The organism is Microbacterium sp. KR10-403, assembly GCF_040196215.1.
Lineage (GTDB): Bacteria > Actinomycetota > Actinomycetes > Actinomycetales > Microbacteriaceae > Microbacterium.
This window is the reverse complement of record NZ_JBEGDC010000007.1, coordinates 124569-142103: the sequence shown is the minus strand read 5'-3', so window position 1 is coordinate 142103 and position 17535 is coordinate 124569. Positions and strand designations below refer to the sequence as shown.

The window sequence follows — 17535 nt, the reverse complement described above, 5'->3', positions numbered from 1 at the left end:
CGGTGGTGTGTGGGCACGGCTGTCAGGCGTGAACGGATGGCCTACGTGCGTCTGATTTCGTCGGTGGCGGGTGTTCGGGTTGTGTTGCCGAGGCGCCGGCGGAGTCGGTTGCGGGCGTGGTGGAGGGATCCGTGGGCGGGTCGCCAGGCACCGGTGGGGTCGAGGTTGCGGGGTGCACGCACCTGGGGGAGTCCGTTCACCATGCGGATCTGCCATCCGCTGGTTTCGATGGTGCGGTGGTGCCACCAGCACAGGGGGACGCCGTTGTCGACGTGGGTGGGTCCGCCTTCGGCGTGGGGGGTGACGTGGTGGATCTCGCACCAGGCGGCGGGGGCGTGGCAGCCGGGGATGATGCAGGTGCCGTCGCGGGCGGTGATGGCTTTGCGTTGGGCGGCGTTGAAGGTGCGGTTGGGTGTGCCCAGGGCGATGATGCGCCCGTCACCGTCGAGGATCTGGCGCTGGGTGCCGGCGTTGCAGGCGTTCTGGCGGGCGACGAAGGCGGGGACGGTGCAGTCGGTGCCGTTGATGAACCCGATGCCCTCGTGGCCCTCGGCGTCGCCACGAGCCGTGCCCCTGCCGTCGTGATCACCGGCGCCGTTGCTGTCGTGGCGGTCGGGGTGCAGGTCGTCGTCGTCGATGGTGATGACGATGACGGGGGCTGCGCCGCCCAGGGTGGGAGCCTCGGCGGAGCGTGCGGCAATACCCAGGATGCTGGCGAACACATCGTGCAGTTTCTGCGCGTACGAGCGGGTGTCTTTCGGCTCGGCGGGGCCGGTCTCGTCGGTGGTGTCGGGATTCTCCCGGAAGGTCACGCCGGGCCCGCTGATGCCATCACCGGTACGGCCGGTCGGAGCCGTGACGCCGTTGCCGGTGGTGTCGCTGGTGTCCCCGGTCTCGCTGGTGGGATCAGGCAGGTCTGCCACGCGGGGGTTGAGATGCGCGTCGGCGAGCAGGCGGAACTGTTCGTAGAGTTCGGTCAGGATCCAGCCGTTGACGGGGCGGATGCCGCCCTGGTCGGGTCCGAACCGGATCCCGCGTTTGCGAGCCGCGCGCTCGGCGTCGGGGAGTGCCCCGTCGGGGTCGAGCACGAGCTCCCAGACCTTCGCCTGGATGCGGGTCTCATCGGCCGTACATGGGGGTGCCCCGTCAGCACCATGCCCGGTGGCCGCCGCGGTCAGCTCATACTCTGCCGCCGACCACTGGGCCGGGTTGGTCCGGTCGGCGATCGAGCCCAGCACGGCGGTGATGGCGGTGACGGAGTCGATGCCGATGCCCCCGTCGACGAGCGCTTCCCTGACGGTGGGGAACAGCGCCGGCAACGGCTCGCCGGTCAGCGTCGTGCGCACGGCGACCGCACGCCCCTGTCGGATCCGGGCACGCGCGGTGGTGCCGGCGACACCGGTGACTCGGCAGAGCAGGTCCGCGGCACTTGAGCACCCGGAGCGGGCGGAGAGGCGTTCCTCACCGAGCTCGGTGCGGGACCGGTGATCGACCTCGGCGGCGGTGGTGATCCGCAACGTGTCGACCCGACGCCCGAGCGCTTCGGTGAGGCGGGTCAGTTCGAGCAGTTCGGCGTCGGGCAGGGCCGAGATCGTGTCGGCCCCCAGTGCGTCGTGCACGGTCTCACCCAGCGTGGCGTCGAGACCGGCCAGGGTCTCGAGCAGGTGGGCGGGTGCCGTGTTCATGCTTCCATCATGCCGCCCACCACCGACATTGAAAGCAGGCGAATCCCCGGTCAGCGCACTAATCTGTGGATAACTCCGATACGGCCCGAATCGTGCCCGCCTGTGGAGGAATCGATGCGCTTATCCGGCCAATGAGCGGCATCCCGATCAGAACGGATACCGCTCCACGCGGCTCTGCATCGTGACCCACTGCGTCTCGGTGAAGGTGTCGAGGTTCGCGCGCGGTCCGCCGAAGCGACCGCCGACCCCCGAGGCCTTCGAGCCTCCGAAAGGGATGACGGCTTCGTCATCCACCGTCGCGTCGTTGATGTGCACGGCGCCCGATTCAATGCGATCGCACAGCTCGTATGCGGCGTACGGGTTCGACGTGATGATCGACACCGACAGCCCGTACTCCGACGCGTTGATCACGTCGATCGCCTCGTCGACGTCGTCGTAGATCTGGATCGGAGCGACGGGCCCGAAGATCTCCTCGGCCCACGCGGGGTTGTCGGATGCGACATCCGTCAGCACCGTCGGCCGGTAGAAGAGGCCTTCATACTCGCCGCCGACGGCGAGCGTCGCACCGTGCTCGACGGCTGCCGTCACATACCCGTGCACGCGATCCCGCTGCTTCTCGTCGATGACCGGGCCCAGCGGCATCCCCTCTTCCGGATCGCCGACCGGGATGCCGCGGGCTTTCTCCGTCAGTGCGGCGATGTACTCCTCTGCTTGGGAGCGATGCACGAGGTGTCGCCCGGTGGTCATGCAGATCTGGCCCTGATGCAGGAACGACCCCCATGCGCCGACCGAGGCTGCGGCCTGCACATCGGCGTCGGGCAGCACCAGCATCGCGTTGTTGCCGCCGAGCTCGAGGTGCACGCGCTTCAAGAGGGGTGCGGCGGCTTCGCCGATCTTGCGGCCGGCGGGCGTCGATCCGGTGAACGAGATGCACGGCACGCCGGGGTGAGTGACCAGCGCGGCGCCGAGCTCGCCGCCGCCCGGCAGCACGTGCAGCACGCCCTGCGGCAGCCCGGCCTCTTCGAACAGCGCGGCGAGCGCGAGCCCACCCGAGATCGAGGTGCGCGGATCGGGCTTGAGGATCACGGCGTTGCCCAGCGCGAGCGCGGGCGCGACCGAGCGCATCGACAGGATCGCGGGGAAGTTGAACGGCGAGATCACCCCGACGACGCCGAGCGGCACGCGCCGGGCGATCGAGGTGCGGTCCTTCACGCTGCGCAGGAGTTCGCCGTACGGGTGGGATGCCAGGGCCGCCGCCTCCTGCAGCTCGCTGATCACAAGCCCGGCCTCGAAATCGGCCTTGCCACGGCCCGATCCGCTCTCGGGGATCAGCACGTTCGTCAGGCGGCCGGGATCGGCCTCGAGCAGCTGGGACGCCTTGAGCATGACCGCGGCGCGCACGGCATAGGGCGCCTTCGCCCATGCCTTCTGGGCGGCGGTCGCCGAGGTCACGGCCCGGTCGAGATCGGCAGCATCGGCCTGGGCGACCGTGTCGATCACCGCGCCGGTCGCCGGGGCGACCACGTCGAGCGGGGCGCCGGTGCCGGCGCGCCAGCCGTCCGAGAAGAGGGTGTTGTGCCAGGGGGAGAGTGTCATCATCGACTCCGATCCACATCAAGAGTAAGGCCCGGTCAGAGAGGCTTACTGACCGGGCCTTTTCCCTTGCACCAAGAGTGTCCTGCAATCACATGCCGGTGGCTGCCACAGCAAAACAACCACCGTGCGACCACTGTATAACGACGAGGTAACGGACGCCAGCCCTGAGCGTTATCTTTTCGTAATTCTTATGCAGCTCTCATGGTTCTGACATCTCGGTCCGCGCCGCGCCGGCCCACGCCCGCTGCTCACCCGCCCGCGCGCCACACCGCGCGCAGCACGTCGATGACATCGTCGAGCCCTGCGCTGCTCTCGGCGGAGACGTCGACCAGCGCGCGCACCTGCTGCAGCACCGGGCGGGGGAGCACCGCCGCCGACGCGGCGACGCGAGTGCCTGCGGCCGTGCGGGTGACGACCAGACCGTCGCGCTCGAGCAGCTTGTATGCTTTCGCGACCGTGCCGGGCGCCACGCCCAGATCGCCGGCGGTCTGCCGCACCGTCGGCAGTCGCTCGTCGGCGGCGAGCTGCCCCGACACGATGAGTCCCCGCAGCTGCCGGTAGATGTCGACGGTCGGGTTGGCGTCGGCGGCGGCATCCAGGAGCGCGGTCATCGCAGTGCCTCCACCCCGGCGAACTCCGGCCGCGGAGCGCTGCGCATGACGCGCGCCCGGCGCGCGGCGACGAGCAGCAACAGGGCGAAGCCGGCGATCTCGGCGAACGGGGCGAGCCACCCGGCGAGGTCTGCGAGGGCACCGTAGCGCCACATGGCGTCGTACGGCTGCCCGCCGTTCTGCCCCATGATCCAGAGCAGGCTGCCCGACCCCGCCGACGAGATCAGCCGCCAGGCCCCCGCGAGGGACAGCAGCATCGCGCCGGTGGCGATGCGCACGACGCCGCCGGCCACGACGCGCCGCGCCGCTCGCTCGGCCGCAACGGTGTCGGGCCGCACGAACGACCGCGCGGCGTTGCGCTGCAGCGTCACCCATGTCGCGATCGCCAGCGCAGCCGTGCAGATGAGCACCGGCACTCCGTACGCCCATCCGTAGAACCAGGTGCGAAGCGGGTCGATCCCGCTCTCGTTCGGCACCGGAATGACCAGCCAGATGTACCGCCCCTGCCCATCGGGCGACGACGCCAGCCCTGCCGTGACCGTGGTCGCGACGAGCGCGGCGAGCACGATGCCGGCGCCGATCAGGCCCGCGCGCGGGCCGAAGCTCGTCCAGGTGCGGCGCGCCGTGGGCGACACCGGCGACTCGGGGCGCGTCGTGCCGCGCGTCGTGACGAGCGACAGCACCACGCACACGCCGACGAGTGCGACGAACAGGGGAGTGGCGAACCGCCACCACGACACCACGTCGCTCAGGTCGAGCAGGTACCCGCGCACGAGGACGTCGATGATGAACACGGCGATGACCCCGATCGCGACACCGCGCACCGCCCGCAGTTCGGGCAGGTGACGGGATGCCGCGGCCCCGGCCGTCAGGGCGGGCGCCGAGGCCGACTGCGCGTTCGTCGCGATCAGGAGGATGGCGACCAGCACTGCCGCGATGAGCAGCGTGACCACGGGCAGAGACAGGGCGGCCCCGGCGAGATCGACCGGGGTGAATGACGTGTGCGGCATCGGAGTCTCCTTATTTGTGTCACATGTTTAACACAACTTGTGACGCATCGGAAGTACAAGATCCGCAGCACCTGCGGCGTGGTCGGCCGCGGCATCCCGAAGATGTCCTTCTGACGCGCTCGATGACGCTGCGTGTCCGACTGTTGCGGGCGGCGGCATCCCCGCATTGTCGTGCCGGTGACGTCTCGCCATACTCAAGTAATTCGCATGACTTACTCAGGAAAGGATCAGACATGACCTCCCCCGCATCCCCCACGGAGGACGCGCCGCCCACTCCGGCCGCGCCCCGATTCCGCCTCGGCCTCGACTGGTGGGCGGTGATCCTCGCGGGCGTCTTCGTTCTGCTTGCGGTCACCGATCTTCTGCCCACGATCGGCTGGTGAGCGCCATGACGCACAGCACCACGGCCGAACCCACCGCCGCCGACCGCGACGCCGCCCAGCTCGAGGCGCTCGCCGAGACCGATCCGTTCCGCAGTCGCAACCCGCTCGACTACGTGCCCGGCATCCTGTTGCTCCTGGCCGTCGGCCTGCTCGGCAAGTTCTGCGAGAAGTGGTGGCTGCAGCTGGGCGCGGCGCTCGGCTGGAAGGTGCCCGACATCGAGTACGTGCTCTGGGCGATCGTCATCGGGCTGATCATCACCAACGTGTTCGGCCTGCACAAGGTCTTCAAGCCCGGGGTCGCGACGTTCGAGTTCTGGCTGAAAGCCGGAATCGTTCTGCTCGGCGCGCGCTTCGTGATCGGCGACGTCGCCAAGCTCGGCGGCACGAGCCTCATCCAGATCCTCGTCGACATGACTCTGGCCGGCACGATCATCCTGCTGGTCGCGCACTGGCTCGGCCTGTCGGGCAAGCTCGGCTCGCTGCTGGCCATCGGCACCTCGATCTGCGGCGTCTCGGCGATCATCGCCGCGCGCGGTGCGATCCGCGCCAAGAACACCGAGGTCGGGTATGCGATCGCGGCCATCCTCACGCTCGGCGCCGTCAGCCTGTTCGTCCTGCCGCCGCTCGGCCACGCCATCGGGCTCAGTGACCATGAGTTCGGTCTGTGGGCGGGCCTCGCCGTCGACAACACCGCCGAGACGACCGCGACCGGTTACGCCTTCTCCGACGAGGCGGGCGACCTCGCCGTGCTCGTCAAGTCGGTGCGCAACTCGCTGATCGGCTTCGTGGTGCTGGGCTTCGCCCTGTTCTGGTCGGGCCGCGGTCAGGCGGACCGGCTGGCCCCCGGCTTCGGTGCCAAGGCCGCCTTCGTCTGGGCCAAGTTCCCGAAGTTTGTGCTCGGCTTCCTCGCAGTGTCGCTGCTGGTGACCATCGGCGCGTTCAGCACCGAGCAGGTGGCGAACCTGGGCAACCTCTCGCGCTGGGCGTTCCTGTTCACCTTCGCCGGGGTCGGACTGTCCACCGACATCCGAGCGCTCGTGAAGACCGGCTGGCGCCCGCTCGTGGTGGCGGTCGTAGGCCTGGCGAGCGTCGCCGTGATCTCGCTCGGCCTGGTGCTGTTCACCTCGCGCGTGCTCGGCTGGAACGGGTCCTGACCGCCCGTCACCCAGTGAGCTGCTCGCCCGGCGCGTCGTCGACCAGCCGGGCGAGCAGCTCGCCGAGCACCTTCTGCTCGGCGGGCGTCAAGCGGTCGAAGGAGTCGTGCAGGACGGCATCCATCGCCTCATCCGCGGCGGCGAGCACGCGTCGCCCCTCCGGCGTGAGTTCGGGACGGATGGCGCGGCCCCGGCCGCTCACGCGGCGGATGAGTCCCCGCGCCTCCATCCGCGCGGCCAGCGTGCCGAACGCCTGGTCGGTCTGGAAGGTGAGCGTCGCCAGGTCGTGCAGCGAAGCGCCGGGATGGGCGGCGAGATGGCGCAGCGCATCCCATTGCACGATCGTCACGTCGAGGCGGCGCAGCGCCTCGTTGCCGGCGCGGTGGTGCCTGACCTGGAGCCGCTTGATCGCCTGCCCGAGCTGCTGCGTCGACATCGTCATGATGCGATCGTATCGCGGTGACGCAATGTCTTTATATAAACATGTTGTGTTACTATTTCGGGCATGGATGCGAACCTCACCCTCACGACCGCGGCGGGCGAGGTCCCGCTCTCCTTCTCCGACGTGGGCACCGGCCCCGCCGTACTGCTGCTGCACGGTGGCGCGGGCCCGGCGTCGGTCGCCGGCTTCGCCGACCTCCTCGCCGAGCGATCGGGCGTGCGGGTCATCGCGCCGACGCATCCCGGCTTCGGCGACACACCGCGCCCCGACGCGCTCGCCGACGTGGCCGGCCTCGCCGAGCTGTACGCGGCGCTGCTCGACGCCCTCGACCTCGCCGACGTCACCGTCATCGGCAACTCGCTCGGCGGCTGGATCGCCTCCGAGCTCGCCCTGCGCCGCTCGCCGCGCGTCGGGCGGATCGCGCTCGTCGACGCCGTCGGACTCGCCGTGCCGCGGCATCCCGTCGCCGACTTCTTCGCGCTGAGCCCGGCCGAGATCGCCGCGCACAGCTATTTCGACCCGTCGGTCGCGGTCATCCCCGACCCCGCGACACTGCCGCCCGCCGCGCAGCGCATCGCGCTCGGCAATCGCGACGCGCTCGCCGTCTACGGCGGCACGATGACCGACCCGGGTCTGGGCGGCCGGCTCGGGCGGATCGACGTGCCCGCGCTCGTCGTCTGGGGTGCGGCCGACCGGATCGCCGACCCCGACTACGGCCGTGCATACGCCGCGGCGATCCCGGGTGCGCAGTTCGCGCTGCTCGAGCGCAGCGGACACGTGCCCCAGCTCGAGACGCCCGATGCGCTGTACGACGCGCTGGCGGCGTTCGTCGGGGCTGGGGCGCGCGTCTAGCGTCGGGGGTGTCTCGCACCACCACCGCCCGTCGCCCGAGTGCGCGCCCGGGTCCGACGTAGGCTGATGCCGTGTCGGGCCCGAGATGGGTGCGCGAACTCGCGCGCCAGCAGCATGTGCCGGTGCCCTGGGTGCGGATGCTGCGGGTCGCCGTCGCGATCGCCCTCCCCGTCTCGCTCGGTGCGGCGCTCGGTCAGCTCGGGCTGGGACTCCTGCTCTCGATCGGCGCGCTCGGCGGCAGCCTCACCGACGCCGAGGGCACCATGCGCTCGCGCGTCGTGCGGGTCGCCTGGGCGACCACGGGCGGCTTCATCGGCTTCGTGCTCGGCGGGCTCATCGCCGGGCACCCGTTGCTGACGGGCGTGTGCGTCGTCGCCGGGGGCCTTCTCGGCGGCATCCTGAGCCTGCAGGGCGCGGTCGCCTCGGTCGCTTCCCTGCAGTTCCTCATCTACCTGATCGTCGGTTCGGGCGCCGACTTCGGCGCCGTGCCCGAATGGCTGCCGCCCGTCGGCTACGTGGTGGGCGCCGCGTGGGCCGTGCTGCTCGCGATGATCGAGAGCCGCCTGTTGGCGAGCGATCCGGGGCGGGATGCCGTCGCCGACGTCTTCGCGCGGCTCGCCGACTACATGGCGGCGTGCGGCGGCGACGCGGGCACCGACGACGCCCGCAACCGGCTCACGCTCGCGATGAATCGCGCATACGACATCGTCACCACCTCGCGCGCCCGCGTCGGCGGCCGCGACCCGCACATCCGCCGGCAGGCCGCGTTCCTGAACGCCGCGACCCCGGTGATCGAGGCGACGACCGTCCGCGCGGTCGCGGGCCGCGGCATCCCGCCCGAGCTCACCGCCTGGGTGCGCGACCTGGGCGAGCGCATCGCCCGCACCGATCCACCCGACGAGGCGCTCTGGTTCGCGGTGCTCGAGCGGCCCGAGTGGCGCGACCTCGCCGCCGGACTCGAGGCCGTCGACGAGCTCGCGCGTCACACCCCGCGTGCCACGGCGACCCCGGCCGCCGAGCCGTCGCCCATCACCCGGGCGATGCGCCTGCCGGGCGCGACGACGGCGCAGACGACGATGCGCACGCGACTGAGTGGGGTGTGGGATGCCGTCGCCGGCGGCCGCGAGACGTGGACGCCGATCCTGCGGCTCGTGCTGTGCCTCGCGGTGGGCGAGATCGTGGCCGCGTTCTATCCGGCCGAGCGGCCGTACTGGATCGTCATGACGATCGCGGTGACGCTCAAGCCCGATTTCGGCAGCGTCTTCGCACGCGCCGTGCAGCGCGGGGTGGGCACGGTGCTCGGTGTGCTCATCGGCACCGCCCTGCTCGCCCTCTCGCCGGGGCACGTCGTGCCGCTCATCGCGATCGCGGTGTTCGCCGCCCTCATGCCGTTCGCGCAGCGGCGCAACTACGGGCTGTTCACGATGTTCCTCACGCCCGTGATCGTGATGCTGCTCGACCTGGGTGCCGGCGGCGGCTTCGACCTCGTCGTCGGGCGCGTCACCGACACCGTCGTCGGCTGCGCCATCGTGCTCGTCGTCGGGTACCTGCCCTGGCCCGACACCTGGCGGTCGCGCTCGCGGTTCGGTCCCCGCATCGCGCGGGCGGCCTCGGCCCTGGCCGCGTACATCCGCATCGGCTTCGGCACCGCGCCGGGTGTGCGGCAGACCGCGCGGCGCCAGGCGTACCGGCAGCTGACCGACCTGCGCACGAACCTGCAGCAGGCCCTGAGCGAACCGCCGCCGGTCAGTCGCACGGCCGCCGGCTGGTGGCCGGTCATCGTCACGCTCGAGCGCGCCGTCGACGCGACCACGGCGATCATCCTGCACAGCGGTGCCGCCGCCGTCGACCCGAACCAGGTCGAACGGCTCGCGGCGGCGGCCGAGGCGATCGGCGATGCCGCACGCGGCGAGCCGCCGCGACCCGTGACGCCCGCGCCGCAGGACCCCGTGCTCGAACCGCTCACCGCCGAGCTGCGGGCGGGGCTGGCCGTTTTCCGCCGCGGCGAGGAGTGAGGTGCGCGGGTGGTCAGCCCGCGGCATCCGCCTCGTACAGATCACGGAACTCGTCGGCCAGCACCAGCAGGCCGAACCGCAGCTCGGCGGACTGCTGGATCTCGTCGGGCAGGCTGCGCACCGTCGCGTACGCCGCATAGCGGACGGACGAGAGCGGATGCCGCATCGCCCGCGCTATCGCATCGGCGGCATCGCGATCGCCGGTAGAGGCGAGCGGCGTCAGCCCGCGCAGCGCCATCACGCGCCGGGTGGTCTCGGCAGCGACCGAGGCGAGCGGGTGGATGTCGGCATCCAGCACCTCCACGAGGAACCAGCCGGCCTCGGCCGATCCCAGCTCGGCGGCGCACTGCACGAGCGCGGTCTGCACGGCATCGGCACCGGTGCGGTAGGCCCGTGCAAGGGCCGCGACGCCTTCCGGGCCGCGGCGGCGCAGCGCGTGAAGCGCGCGCCGCCGCGAGTACCCGTCGTCAAGTGCGGGCCCGGCATCGACCCAGGCCCGGATCCCCGGGTCGAGGTCGACGCTCCCCAGCGTGCCCGTCGTCATCTCCAGCGTGCCCATGTTCGCCCTCCCCAGCGACGAATGGACGACAGTGCGGGCCCGGAAACGTCCCCCGTACAACCCGAACCCCGACGCTCCCCAGAGCCGGGGCCCGTCACCGGGCCCGCACTGTCACTTGTCACGAGAGAGCGGCCGTCACAGCATCCTGATACATCCTTCGCGCGGGTCCATTGCCGAGTGCCCGCCGGCGTGATGTGATCGAAGCATGGTGACCCAGCAGGTCGTGGCCCCGCCCGCGCGCGCGGCGATCTTCCTCGTGCTGACGATCGCGCGCGGTTCCGAGCCCGTGGTGCGCGATGCGCTCACCGAGGTGTCGGGACTGTGCCGGTCCGCGTCGTTCCGGCGCCCCGATGCCGAGCTGAACTGCGTGATCGGCATCTCTTCCGACGCGTGGGACCGCCTGTTCGACCTGCCCAAGCCCGCGCTGCTGCACCCCTTCGTGCCGCTGCAGGGGCCGGTGCACGCGGCCCCTGCGACGCCCGGCGACCTGCTCGTGCACCTGCGCTCCCGTGACATGGACCTCTGCTTCGAGTTCGCGCGCCTGCTCTCCGACCGGCTCGGCGATGCCGTCGAGGTCGTCGACGAGGTGCACGGCTTCCGCTACTTCGACGAGCGTGATCTGCTGGGCTTCGTCGACGGCACCGAGAATCCCGAGGGGGATGCCGCGACCGACGCCGTGCTCATCGGCGGCGAGGACCCCGCCTACACCGGCGGCAGCTACGTCATCGTGCAGAAGTACACGCATGACCTGCGCACGTGGAACGCGCTGCCGGTCGAAGAGCAGGAGCGCGTCATCGGACGCACGAAGCTCGACGACGTCGAACTGGACGACGCTGTCAAGCCCGTGAACTCGCACGTCGCACTGAACACGATCGAAGACCCCGACGGCACCGAGCGCGACATCCTGCGCGACAACATGCCGTTCGGCAGCATCGCCGACGGCGAGTTCGGCACGTACTTCATCGGCTACGCGGGCGACGTCGGCGTGATCGAGCAGATGCTCGAGAACATGTTCCTCGGCGACCCGCCCGGCAACCACGACCGCATCCTCGACTTCTCGACGGCGGTGACCGGCGGGCTGTTCTTCGTGCCGACGATCGACTTCCTCGACGATCCGCCGGTGGGTGTGGATGCCGCGACCGCCGACAGCTCGGCCGATGGGGTGGCAGCGGCTGCGGCATCCACCCCACCCGACACCAGCCTGCGCATCGGCGGGCTCAAGAACTGACCTGTACGAAGGAGACGACATGGACAATCTGCATCGCGAACTCGCGCCCGTCAGCGCGGCCGCGTGGGACGAGATCGCCGAAGAGGCCGCGCGCACGTTCAAGGTGCGCATCGCCGGGCGTCGCGTCGTCGATGTGCCGGATGCCGCGGGCTCGGCCTTCTCGGCCGTGGGCACCGGTCACACGTCCACCGTGGACGCTCCGGCCGACGGCGTGCAGGCCCGGCAGCGCGAGGTGCAGCCGCTCGTCGAGCTGCGCGTACCGTTCACGGTGACGCGCGCGGCGGTCGACGACGTCGAGCGGGGTGCGCAGGACTCCGACTGGCAGCCCGTGAAGGACGCTGCCGAGCAGCTGGCCACCGCCGAGGACCGCATCGTCTTCGGCGGGGCGCTCGGTATGACGGGCATCGGGCCGTCGAGCTCGAACGACACGGTTCCCCTGCCGAGCGATGTGCAAGAGCTGCCGGCGGCCGTCTCGCGGGCGCAGACCGCGCTGCGCATCGCCGGCGTCGAGGGTCCTTACGCCCTCGTGCTCTCCAGCGACCTGTACACGGCGGCTGCCGAGGCGGTCGACCAGGGCTATCCGATCCTCAGCCACTTGGAGCGCCTGCTCGGGCCCGAGCGCATCGTGTTCGCGCCGGCGCTCTCCGGCGCGCTGCTGCTGAGCCTGCGCGGCGGCGACTACACGCTGCAGCTCGGGCAGGACGTGTCGATCGGCTACCTCTCGCACGACGCCGAGAGCGTGACGCTCTACCTGCAGGAGTCACTGGCCTTCCTCGCGTTCACCGCCGAGGCCTCGGTCGTCATCGCCTGACCGACCCTCGCCTCGCGAATCGGCGGCAGGATGAGAGGCATGGGAATCACCGCCGTCGAGAACATCGACGCGCTCGTGGTCGTCGAGCCGGGCAGGCGCACCTCTCAGGTGGCGCTGTCGGCCGACGGCGTGCGAGCCGTCATCTTCGCCTTCGACACCGACGCCGAGCTCACCGAGCACACGGCGCCCGGGCCGATCGTCGTCCAAGCGCTGGAGGGGCACCTGACCTTCACAGCGGAGGGCGTGACGAAGCACCTGCGCCCCGGCGGCGTCCTGCACCTCGACGCCCGCATCCCGCACTCGGTGCGCGCGCTCGAGCCCTCGAAGATGATGCTCCTCCTGCTGCGCAAGGCGCCCGAGAAAGCGCCCGAGATCTCGCTGCCGGAGGGCATCTCGGTCCAGGGGTAGCTGTCGCTGCGGTACCCCGTCCCCGCCCGCGCGCACCCCGCCCGAACGGTGAGGGTGCAGCTGATGGACGAGGAAGCGGGTGCTTCCCTATCCCTCGTCCACCAGTTGCACTCTCAGCGTGAGGGAGCCGGCGCCAGCAGCCCCGCGATCACGGTGTCGACCGTGCGCTCGGCGGCCGCCTGTGCGGCGTCGTCGGGCAGGTGCCGCAGCGGCCCGCGCAGCCAGAGCCGTGCGAACCCGTGCACGGCCGACCAGCACGGCCACTCGGCGCCGGGCCGCTGTTCGGGACTGAGGTCGCCGTCGTGCACCAGGGCATCCAGCGCGGCGCTGAGTGCGAGCAGGGGAGCGGGGGAACTTGCCGCCCCGGGCGTCGCGCTGATCGTGCCGAACGCGGTTTCGAACCAGCCCGGCTCTTCGCGGGCGAAGGCGATGTAGCCGAGCCCGACGGCCCTCAGTCTGTCGCGCCCGCGCCGTTCGCGCCCGGTTGCGGCATCCGGTTCGAAGGACTGCATGCGGGCGGCCATCGCGTCGCGGATGCGGGCGGCGACGGCATCCACCAGCGCATCGCGGTCCGCGAAGTGGCGGTAGGCGGCGCTCGCCGAGACGCCGACGTCGCGGGTAGCGGTGCGCAGGGTCAGTGCGGACGGGCCGCCGGAGCGCGCCAAGGCGAGGCCGGCCTCGACCAGCGCCTCGCGCAGATTGCCGTGGTGGTAGTGCTCGCGTGTCGGTGTCGGCATCTTTCCCCTTGACGTGCCGCCCATGATGTGTACGCTGTCAACATACCATGTGAACAATGTTTACATCCGAAGGAGGATCTCATGGCCACTGCACTGCCCCCTGTCGTCGACGCCGACACCTGGCGCACCGAGCTTGCTGCGCTGCGAGTGCGCGAGAAGGCCGCCACGCACGAGCTCGACGCGATCGCGGCACAGCGTCGCCGCCTGCCCATGGTGAAGCTGCCCGAGTACACGCTCGTCGGCGAGGAGGGGCCGGTCCGCCTCGCCGACGTCTTCCAGGGGCGGTCGCAGCTGATCACCTACCACCACATGTGGAATCGCGGAGCCGAGTGGCAGTGCGGCGGCTGCACCGGCTTCACCGCGCAGTACACGCGGCTTGATTTCCTCGGCAAGAACGACGCGCGCTTCGTCGTCGTCTCACAGGGTGAGATCGGCGAAGCGCTCGCATACCGCGACAAGACCGGCAACCGCATGGACTGGTATTCGACCTACGACAGCCCCTTCGGCGCGGACATGGACGCGCCCGTGGGCGGGGGCGTCGCCGTCAACGTGTTCCTCCGCGACGGCGACGACGTCTACCGCACCTGGCACACGACCGCGCGCGGGACCGAGGTGCTCACCCACACATTCCCGCTCGTGGACATCCTCCCGTACGGTCGGCAGGAGGAGTGGCAGGACGTCCCCGAGGGCTGGCCGCAGGCACCCACCAACAACAGCTGGGGCCCCGCACAGGACATCGCCCGGCTCTACGGCCCCGGCTCGGGTCACCGCGACTGACGCGGCGCGGGCGGCCGCGGCATCCACCCCTCCCGACACCGTGAGAGTGCAGCTGGTGGACGAGGGATAGGGAAGTACCCGCTTCCTCGTCCACCAGCTGCACTCTCAGCGTAAGGGGGCAGCGGCGGTGGCGCGGGATGCCGCTACGCGCGGTGCGCGCGGTAGTAGTCGAGCAGGGCGCGGGTCGAGGCGTCCTGCGCCTCAACAGCCTCGGCGTCGCCCTCGATCGCCGGGGCGATCTGCAGCGCGAGCTGCTTGCCGAGCTCGACGCCCCACTGGTCGAACGAGTTGATGCCCCAGATCGTGCCCTGCGTGAACGTGATGTGCTCGTACAGCGCGATCAGCTCGCCGAGCACGCGTGGGGTCAGCGCCGGCGCGAAGATCGACGTCGTCGGCCGGTTGCCGCTGAACGTGCGCGCGGCCACCAGTGCGCCGGTGGTGCCCTCGGCCTCGACCTCTTCGGCGGTCTTGCCGAACGCGAGCGCCTTGGTCTGCGCGAGGAAGTTCGCCAGGAACAGCCCGTGCACGTCGCGGTCACCGTCGCGCAGCGGGTAGGCGGGGTTCACGAACGCGATGAAGTCCGCCGGGATGAGCCGGGTGCCCTGGTGGATGAGCTGGTAGAACGCGTGCTGCCCGTTCGTGCCGGGCTCGCCCCAGAACACCTCGCCGGTGTCGGTGGTGACCGGCGACCCGTCCCAGCGCACCGACTTGCCGTTCGACTCCATGGTCAGCTGCTGCAGGTACGCGGGAAAGCGGTGCAGCAGCTGCGCGTACGGCAGCACGGCGTGCGACTGGGCGCCGAGCAGGTTGTTGTACCAGACGTTGAGAAGACCCATCAGCACCGGGACGTTCTTCTCGAGCGGGGTGGATGCCGTGTGCACATCGATCGCGTGGAACCCGGCCAGCAGCTCCTCGAACGCGTCGGGGCCCAGGGCCAGCTCGAGCGACAGCCCGATGGCCGAGTCGACGGAGTAGCGACCGCCGACCCAGTCCCAGAAGCCGAACGCGTTGTCGGTGTCGATGCCGAAGGCCGCGACCTTGTCGAGCGCGGTGGAGACGGCGACGAAGTGGTGCGCGACGGCGTCGGTCTTCGCCGCGTCGCTGCCGTCGATCGCGCCGGCTTCGTGCAGCCCCGCCCACAGCCAGTCGCGCGCGAGGCGCGCGTTGGTCAGGGTCTCGAGGGTCGTGAACGTCTTGGACGCCACGATGAACAGCGTCGTCTCGGGGTCGAGGTCGGCAGTGGTCTGGGCGAGGTCGGTGGGGTCGATGTTCGAGATGAACCGTGCCTCGATGTCGGTGACGAGCGGCTTCAACGCCTCGTAGACCATGACCGGGCCGAGGTCGGAACCGCCGATGCCGATGTTGACGACGTGCGTGACCTTCTTGCCGGTCACGCCCTGCCACTCGCCGCTGCGCACGCGCTCGGCGAACGCGCGCATGCGGCCGAGTACCTCGTGCACGTCGTGGTCGATGTCCTGCCCGTCGACGACGAGCGCCGGCTTCTCGCCCGCAGGGCGGCGCAGGGCGGTGTGCAGCACGGCGCGGTCTTCGGTCGTGTTCAGGTGCACGCCCTCGAGCATCTGCGCGAACCGCTCGGCGACCCCGGTCTGCTCGGCCAGGCGCGCGAGCGAGGCCAGCACCTCGTCGGTCACGAGGTTCTTCGACAGGTCGACGCGCAGATCGGCGGCGTCGAAGCTCAGCCGGGCGGCACGGTCGGGGTCGGCGGCGAACCAGCCGCGCAGGTCGGGGGTGAGGTCTGCCTTGTGCTGCTGCAGCTCGGCCCAGGCAGAGGTCTCGGTGGCATCGATCGGAGCGCTCATGCTCCCCACGGTAGTGCGCCCGGGCCGCGCCGTGTCAGCGTGTTGCGGCCGTCTCACTTCGCGGATCCGTCGCTGTTGCGCGGCGATGGCCGCGTGGGCGCGCAGCGGCGACAGATCCGCTCTCCCGACATGCACCCCTCGACACAGGACCCGCACAGGAGGATCATAGGGCGCAGTGACGGACGCGACGCCGGTTCACTGGGGGCCGACGCAGCCGTCGGAGAGAAAGGCCGTGCTGATGCGCACGCATCGCGTTCGTGTGCTGGCCGCCGTGGGTTCTGCGAGTCTCCTCATGCTGGGACTCGCCGCCGCGCCGGCATCCGCACACATGAAGTCCCCCTCTGAGGGCGCCTCCCGCGTGATCGCGGAAGGACTGAACAATCCACGGGGCATCACGGTCGGTGACCATGGCGCCCTCTACATCGCCGAAGCGGGCACGGGAGGTCCCGCATCGGACTCGTGCTTCGTGGCATCCGCCGGGTCGAACGTCTGTCCCGGCGACACCTCGTCGGTCACCCGCCTCACCATGTCGCGGCGCGGCTGGCACCAGCAGCGCGTGGTGACCGGGCTCCCGTCGCTCGCGGCTCCGGCCGGCACCGATGGCGCCGGCACCGAGGCCATCGGCCTCAGCGAGGTGCTCGTGAGCGGCTCGCACTACACCGCGCTGTTCGGCTTCGGCGCCGGCTGCGAAGACGTCGCCTCCGGTCCCGACCCCTCGTGCGACCCGCGGGATGAATACGGTCTGTCGTCGCTGTTCGGCACGATCGCGACCGGAAGCCTGTACAGCCACCGCAGCCCGCGCGCGGTCGCCGACCTCGCGTCGTACGAGTACCGGACGAACCCGATCGACACCCCCGACAGCAATCCCGTCTCGATCGTGCGCGAGCGCGGGGGGTATCTGGTGGCGGATGCCGGGGCCAACACGGTCGTGCAGGTGCGCGGTCGGCACATCCAGGCACTGGCGGCGTTCGCCGACGTGCCGGTGCAGAACCCGTTCGCACCCGCGGGTGTCATGACGCCCATGCAGTTCGTGCCGACATCCGCGGTGCGCGGACCCGACGGCGCCCTGTACGTCAGCCAGCTGACCGGCTTCCCGTTCCCGCAGGGCGGGTCGACGATCTGGCGCATCCGCGCCGGGCACGCCCCGACCGCCTACGCCACCGGGCTCACCAACGTCACCGACCTCGCGTTCGGATCGGACGGCAGCTTGTACGCCGTCGAGATCTCGACCGCGGGCCTGCTCAGCGGCGACATGACCGGCGCGCTCGTGCGGGTGCCGCGGCACGGCGGCACCGCCACCGTCGTCGCGGGCGGTCTGCCGGCACCGTACGGCGTCGCGCTGCAGGGCCGGTACGCCTATGTCACCGTGAACAGCAGCTCGCCGGGCGCCGGTGAGGTGCTGGAGGTCACGCTGCGACGCTGAGGATCGGGCCTGCCGCAGATCTGT

General features: G+C 70.9%; 17 protein-coding genes. 9 read left to right on the top strand and 8 right to left on the bottom strand.

Annotated features, from left to right (window positions below):
- Positions 1-41 precede the first annotated feature (41 nt).
- From ABMQ42_RS16445 to ABMQ42_RS16430, 4 genes are all read right to left on the bottom strand, one after another.
- Complete coding sequence (locus ABMQ42_RS16445) at positions 42-1685, bottom strand: HNH endonuclease signature motif containing protein (RefSeq protein ID WP_349724082.1); 1644 nt, start codon at positions 1683-1685, stop codon at positions 42-44.
- 147 nt (positions 1686-1832) lie between these two features.
- Positions 1833-3281: an aldehyde dehydrogenase family protein gene (locus ABMQ42_RS16440; protein ID WP_349724081.1), complete on the bottom strand. Its 1449-nt coding sequence runs from the start codon at positions 3279-3281 to the stop codon at positions 1833-1835.
- Positions 3282-3529: 248 nt separating this feature from the next.
- Entirely contained in the window at positions 3530-3892 is a 363-nt protein-coding gene (locus tag ABMQ42_RS16435; protein ID WP_349724080.1) for a GntR family transcriptional regulator, read from the bottom strand.
- Positions 3889-4902: a hypothetical protein gene (locus ABMQ42_RS16430; protein WP_349724079.1), complete on the bottom strand. Its 1014-nt coding sequence runs from the start codon at positions 4900-4902 to the stop codon at positions 3889-3891. The genes ABMQ42_RS16435 and ABMQ42_RS16430 overlap by 4 nt, the downstream gene beginning before the upstream one ends.
- 233 nt (positions 4903-5135) lie before the next feature.
- Here ABMQ42_RS16430 and ABMQ42_RS16425 point away from each other — a divergent pair, with 233 nt between their 5' ends.
- Both ABMQ42_RS16425 and ABMQ42_RS16420 read left to right on the top strand, forming a co-directional pair.
- Positions 5136-5285 carry a hypothetical protein gene (locus ABMQ42_RS16425; RefSeq protein WP_349724078.1) on the top strand — a complete coding sequence of 50 codons (150 nt, stop codon included), beginning with the start codon at positions 5136-5138 and terminating at the stop codon, positions 5283-5285.
- A 5-nt stretch (positions 5286-5290) separates the two neighbouring features.
- Positions 5291-6439: a YeiH family protein gene (locus ABMQ42_RS16420; protein WP_349724077.1), complete on the top strand. Its 1149-nt coding sequence runs from the start codon at positions 5291-5293 to the stop codon at positions 6437-6439.
- A gap of 7 nt (positions 6440-6446) precedes the next feature.
- Here the strand turns inward: ABMQ42_RS16420 and ABMQ42_RS16415 are convergent, their stop codons facing one another.
- Positions 6447-6881 carry a MarR family winged helix-turn-helix transcriptional regulator gene (locus ABMQ42_RS16415; protein WP_349724076.1) on the bottom strand — a complete coding sequence of 145 codons (435 nt, stop codon included), beginning with the start codon at positions 6879-6881 and terminating at the stop codon, positions 6447-6449.
- Between the two features lie 63 nt (positions 6882-6944).
- Here ABMQ42_RS16415 and ABMQ42_RS16410 point away from each other — a divergent pair, with 63 nt between their 5' ends.
- Positions 6945-7733 carry an alpha/beta fold hydrolase gene (locus ABMQ42_RS16410; RefSeq protein WP_349724075.1) on the top strand — a complete coding sequence of 263 codons (789 nt, stop codon included), beginning with the start codon at positions 6945-6947 and terminating at the stop codon, positions 7731-7733.
- 71 nt (positions 7734-7804) lie between these two features.
- Complete coding sequence (locus ABMQ42_RS16405) at positions 7805-9748, top strand: FUSC family protein (protein ID WP_349724074.1); 1944 nt, start codon at positions 7805-7807, stop codon at positions 9746-9748.
- Between the two features lie 13 nt (positions 9749-9761).
- Here ABMQ42_RS16405 and ABMQ42_RS16400 read toward each other — a convergent pair whose 3' ends face one another.
- Positions 9762-10307 carry a hypothetical protein gene (locus ABMQ42_RS16400; RefSeq protein WP_349724073.1) on the bottom strand — a complete coding sequence of 182 codons (546 nt, stop codon included), beginning with the start codon at positions 10305-10307 and terminating at the stop codon, positions 9762-9764.
- A gap of 205 nt (positions 10308-10512) precedes the next feature.
- Here ABMQ42_RS16400 and ABMQ42_RS16395 point away from each other — a divergent pair, with 205 nt between their 5' ends.
- The 3 genes from ABMQ42_RS16395 to ABMQ42_RS16385 are packed head-to-tail and all read left to right on the top strand — an operon-like array spanning position 10513 to position 12754.
- The gene (locus tag ABMQ42_RS16395) at positions 10513-11535 is read left to right on the top strand and encodes a Dyp-type peroxidase (protein WP_349724072.1); all 1023 of its coding nucleotides are present in this window, start codon (positions 10513-10515) and stop codon (positions 11533-11535) included.
- A gap of 19 nt (positions 11536-11554) precedes the next feature.
- The gene (locus tag ABMQ42_RS16390; RefSeq protein WP_349724071.1) at positions 11555-12346 is read left to right on the top strand and encodes a family 1 encapsulin nanocompartment shell protein; all 792 of its coding nucleotides are present in this window, start codon (positions 11555-11557) and stop codon (positions 12344-12346) included.
- Positions 12347-12385: 39 nt separating this feature from the next.
- Positions 12386-12754 carry a cupin domain-containing protein gene (locus ABMQ42_RS16385; protein WP_349724070.1) on the top strand — a complete coding sequence of 123 codons (369 nt, stop codon included), beginning with the start codon at positions 12386-12388 and terminating at the stop codon, positions 12752-12754.
- Between the two features lie 113 nt (positions 12755-12867).
- On the opposite strand, the gene ABMQ42_RS16380 is transcribed toward ABMQ42_RS16385, so the two are convergent.
- Positions 12868-13491 carry a TetR/AcrR family transcriptional regulator gene (locus ABMQ42_RS16380; protein ID WP_349724069.1) on the bottom strand — a complete coding sequence of 208 codons (624 nt, stop codon included), beginning with the start codon at positions 13489-13491 and terminating at the stop codon, positions 12868-12870.
- 81 nt (positions 13492-13572) lie between these two features.
- Between ABMQ42_RS16380 and ABMQ42_RS16375 the strand changes: the two genes are divergently transcribed.
- The gene (locus tag ABMQ42_RS16375) at positions 13573-14268 is read left to right on the top strand and encodes a DUF899 family protein (protein WP_349724068.1); all 696 of its coding nucleotides are present in this window, start codon (positions 13573-13575) and stop codon (positions 14266-14268) included.
- Between the two features lie 143 nt (positions 14269-14411).
- Here the strand turns inward: ABMQ42_RS16375 and pgi are convergent, their stop codons facing one another.
- Positions 14412-16088 carry a glucose-6-phosphate isomerase gene (gene pgi, locus ABMQ42_RS16370; protein ID WP_349724067.1) on the bottom strand — a complete coding sequence of 559 codons (1677 nt, stop codon included), beginning with the start codon at positions 16086-16088 and terminating at the stop codon, positions 14412-14414.
- 271 nt (positions 16089-16359) lie between these two features.
- Between pgi and ABMQ42_RS16365 the strand changes: the two genes are divergently transcribed.
- Complete coding sequence (locus ABMQ42_RS16365) at positions 16360-17511, top strand: ScyD/ScyE family protein (protein WP_349724066.1); 1152 nt, start codon at positions 16360-16362, stop codon at positions 17509-17511.
- Positions 17512-17535: the final 24 nt, after the last annotated feature.